General features: G+C 70.6%; 4 protein-coding genes. 1 reads left to right on the forward strand and 3 read right to left on the reverse strand.

All coding sequences use genetic code 11. From position 1 onward, the window contains the following. Together ctaD and coxB are read right to left on the reverse strand one after the other, a co-directional pair. Positions 1-2,445, reverse strand: a 2,445-nt coding sequence (ctaD, locus tag H0W38_RS17580; protein ID WP_292456476.1) for a cytochrome c oxidase subunit I, incomplete at its 3' end; no start/stop codon positions are given. Continuing rightward, positions 2,435-3,202, reverse strand: a complete 768-nt coding sequence (gene coxB / locus H0W38_RS17585; RefSeq protein WP_292456478.1) for a cytochrome c oxidase subunit II — start codon at positions 3,200-3,202, stop codon at positions 2,435-2,437. The genes ctaD and coxB, both read right to left, overlap by 11 nt. Between coxB and H0W38_RS17590 the strand changes: the two genes are divergently transcribed. Then, entirely contained in the window at positions 3,173-3,634 is a 462-nt protein-coding gene (locus H0W38_RS17590) for a DUF2231 domain-containing protein (RefSeq protein WP_292456480.1), read from the forward strand. The two genes, coxB and H0W38_RS17590, sit on opposite strands and share 30 nt — an antisense overlap. Positions 3,635-3,746: 112 nt before the next feature. Here the strand turns inward: H0W38_RS17590 and H0W38_RS17595 are convergent, their stop codons facing one another. Further along, positions 3,747-4,163, reverse strand: a complete 417-nt coding sequence (locus H0W38_RS17595) for a CopD family protein (protein ID WP_292456482.1) — start codon at positions 4,161-4,163, stop codon at positions 3,747-3,749. Positions 4,164-4,280 lie beyond the last annotated feature (117 nt).

The following is a 4,280-nucleotide window of genomic DNA, read 5'->3' on the forward strand; positions in this document are numbered from 1 at the left end:
GACGCCCGGCTCGTACGGTGCCAGCGCGCTCACGTAGCCCAGCCGCACGCGCCAGGCCTGCAGCACGGTCGCCACCGTGGCCAGCGCGCCGTGCACGAGCAGGAAGGCCAGCGTGAAGGCGATCATGGCGTCGTGCGCGCTGCGGGTCGGCGACAGGGGTGCGGTGACGATCAGGGCCGCCAGCCCGCCGCAGGCGAGCAGCCCGAAGGCGGCCGCCAGCAGCAGCCGCGCGGTCAGGCCGCCGTCGTCGCGCCGGCGCAGCCGCCGCACGCTGAGTTGCATCAGCCCCACGCCGGCGACGAGGGCCAGCGTCACGGCCGCCAGCGGCCAGGTGCCAAGGGGCGAACGCTCCGGCGGCTGCCAGTTCGGCGCCACCGTCCACAGGAACAGCCAGCCGAAGATCAGCGAGCCGTACAGCGCCGCATCGGCCAGCAGGGTCACGCCCATGCCCCACAGCCCCGGACCGTCGAAGCTGCGCGAATGCAGCGGCAGCCCGCGTGGCAGGTCGTGCCCCTCGTGGGCGGCGGCCTTGGGATGCGCGCCGTTTTCCCACGACCAGCGCAGCAGCACGCCGACCGCCAGAAGCGCAGCGCCGGCGGCCACGACATAGAGCTTGAGCAGCAGCGAAACGCACATCAGCGTGACCAGCAGGCCGGCAATGAGCGGCAGCCAGGTGTTACCCGGCAGGTGGATCACCTCGCGCGGGCGCCCGCTCAGCGGGTCGATGCCCAGCGTTTCGCGCCGGCCGTGGCCGGCCTCCGGCAGCCCGTGCCGGCCTTCGGCGATGGTTTGCGGCAGATCGGGGTGATCCCACAGCGGATGCCGCGTGGCCAGCCGCGGCAGGCTCGCGAAGTTGTAGCTCCTGGGCGGTGTTGCGCTGGCCCACTCCAGGGTGTCGGCCTGCCAGGGATTCACGGGCGCCTTGCGGCCGTAGCGGAAGTGCAGCACGAAGTCGAGCAGCACGGTGGCCAGGCCGAAGGCCATCAGGAAACTGAAGATGGACGAGACCAGGTTGGGCCCGTCCCAGCCCAGGCCGGCGTCGTAGGTGTAGACGCGGCGCGGCATGCCGAGCAGGCCGGTCCAGTGCATCACGAGGAAGGTGCCGTTGAAGCCGACGAAGGTGAGCCAGAAACCCGCCTTGGCGAGCCGCTCCGAAGGCATGCGGCCGCTGAAGTGCGGCAGCCAGTAGTACACGCCGCCCAGCAGCGGAAACAGCATGCCGCCGATCAGCACGTAGTGGAAATGCGCGACCACGAAGTGCGTGTCGTGCACCTGCCAGTCGAAGGGCACGAAACCCAGCATCACGCCGGTGAGCCCGCCGGTCACGAAGATCACCAGGAAGCCGGCGATCCACAGCATCGGAGTCGACCACAGTGGCCGGCCGGTCCACAGCGTGGCGATCCAGGCGAACAACTGGATGCCGGTGGGCACCGCGACCAGCATGCTGGCCGCCGAGAAGAAGGCCTGGGCCAGCGCCGGGATGCCGACCGTGAACATGTGGTGGACCCACAGCCCGAAGCTGATGAAGCCGGTGGCCACCAGCGACACCACGACCCAGCGGTAGCCCACCAGCGGGCGGCGCGCGAAAACCGGCACCAGCGTGGAGACGATGCCCGCGGCCGGCAGGAAGATGATGTAGACCTCGGGGTGGCCGAACAGCCAGAACAGGTGCTGCCACAGCACCGGGTCGCCGCCGCGCTCGGGGTCGAAGAAGGCCCAGCCGGCGGCTCGCTCGAGCTCCAGCAGGATCGAGCCCAGCACCAGCGGCGGAAAGCCCACCACGATCATCATCGAGGTGACCAGCATCGCCCACGCGAAGATCGGCATCTGGTGCAGCCCCATGCCGGCCGCGCGCGTGCGCAGGATCGACACCGTGATCTCGATGCCGGCCGACAGCGTGGCGATCTCGATGAAGGTGATGCCGATCAGCCAGAAGTCGGAGTTCAGCCCCGGCGAGTACACGTCGCTCGACAGCGGCGTGTACATGAACCAGCCGGCGTTCGGCGCCACGCCAAGGAACAGGCTGCTCGTGAAAATGATGCCGCCGAACAGGTAGCACCAGTAGCCGAAGGCCGACAGGCGCGGAAACACCAGGTCGCGCGCGCCCAGCATCTTGGGCAGCAGGTAGGCCGCAAGTCCCTGGAGGATGGGCACGGCAAACAAAAACATCATCATCGTGCCGTGCACGGTGAAGGCCTGGTTGTAGGCCTCCGCGCCCATGAAGTCGTTGTTCGGCAGCGCGAGCTGCGTGCGTATCAGCATCGAGAGCAGCCCGGCGATCACGAAGAACACCGCGCCGGTCACCATGAAACGAAGCGCGATGCTGGTGTGGTTGACGACCGTCAGCGCGCGCCAGCCTGTCGGGTTGCCCCAGACGGCCTCGAACTCGTCGTGCAGCTCGGCCGGGTCGCGCGGTGCGGCGTGGGCGGTGGGCTCAGTCGTCATCGGAGGTTGCCGCTGTCGCTGCCGATTTCGCTTCTGCAGCCGTGGGCTGGGCCTGCAGCCAGGCCTCGAAAGCGGCGGGCTCCATCGCCCGCACCGTCATCGTCATGTGCGCATGGCCGAGACCGCAGAACTCGGCGCACTGGCCGCGAAAGACGCCCGGCTCGTCGGCCTGCAGGCGCACGACCAACGTGCGGCCGGGCACGGCGTCGAGCTTGCCGCCCAGCCGCGGCACCCAGAAGGAATGGATCACGTCGCGGCTGCTGGTATGGATGTCGATGGGCCGCCCCACCGGCACGCGCAGCTCGTTGCGCAGCCGCAGGCCGGTATCGGGATAGTGCAGTTCCCACCACCACTGGTGGCCGATGGCGTCGATGCGCAAGGGCGCCCGGCCGTCCTGCGCGCCGCCCGGCAGCGGCAGCTGGTGCAGCCCGGCCGGCGAGCCAAAGACGAGCAGGGCGGTGATGGCGGCCGTGGGCAGCACGATGCCGCCGCCGACGATCCAGCGCCGGCCGACTCGGCTCGCCTGCTCGGCCGGCAATGCGCGCGCGCGCCGCATCGCGAGAAGCCACACGATCACCACGAAGAGGAGCACCGCGCCGGCCACGCCGAACATCCACCACCACACGCCGGCGATGGCCCGTGCCGACGGGCCGGCCGGATCCAGCAGCGACTGCGGGCCTTCGCAGGCGGCCAGCAGCAGCGGCGCGGCGCACTGCAGAATGCGCCGATGAGCGCGCCCGAACCCATCCTGAGCCACGCCGCGATCGCGGGGCATCCGCTGCACCCGATGATGATTCACTTCCCGGTGGCGGCCTTGATCGCGCTGGTCGGCTCGGACGCGGCTTACATGAACAGCGGCGATCCGTTCTGGGCGCGGGCCGGCATATGGCTCGCCGGTGTGGGCGCGATCGGCGGCTGGGGCGCCAGCCTCGCCGGGCTCGTGGACCTGCTCACCGTCGCGCGCATCCGGCGCCTCGTCTCGGCCTGGGCCCATGCCCTCATTGCGGTGATGATGCTGTCGATGGCCACGTTCAACTGGCTGCTGCGCCTGGGCGAAGAGCCGGGCTTGCACGTGGTGCCCTGGGGCTTCGGCATGTCGCTCCTGACGGCCGGCTTCATCGGGCTGGCGGCCTACCTGGGCGGGCGCCTGGTCTATGAACACGCCGTGGGCGTTGACACCAGCGAGTGAACCGGCGGCACGCGGGCTCACTGGTGCGCCGGCGTGCTTCGCGCGGTTCCTCGGAGGGACGCAGCGCCCCCTTCGGAGCGGCCGGGCGGCGGCGCTCATGCGCTGCGCCGGCTCACAACGGCTTGCGCAGCACCAGCCACGCGATGCCTGCCAGCCACAGCAGCGAGGTGCCGGCGATTGCCCAGCAGCGCCCGCGCACGCCGCCTCCGGTGTCGCTCTCGGCGCGCAGGATCAGCGCACCGCAAGCCGCATGGCCGAGCACCAGCAGGCTCACGGTGGCCAGCTTGGCGATCAGCCACGGCGCGAGCGGCCCGTAGAACACGAAGATCGCCGTGCCCGAGCCGATCGCCAGCAGCGCCGCCGGCGTTGCGACAAGCGTGAACACCGCCCGGAGCACGTGCCGCCGCGGCGGATCGAACGCGGCAGCGCGGTCCGGGCCCGCTGCCGCAGCGATGGCCGCGGGCAGGTACAGCAAGGCCCCGCACCAGACGATGACCGAGGTGATGTGCAGCAGCTTGAGCCAGGGCACGGCTCACTCCGGCAAGAGCGCGAGCGCTGTGGCCCTGCGCCGAGAGCCTGCACTGCAGCGAACGGGCAGACCCCGGAGCCTTGCGATGGCGGTCATGGCGTGTTTTCCTCCTGTGGG

It is taken from the genome of Methylibium sp. (assembly GCF_013817365.1).
Lineage (GTDB): Bacteria > Pseudomonadota > Gammaproteobacteria > Burkholderiales > Burkholderiaceae_C > Methylibium.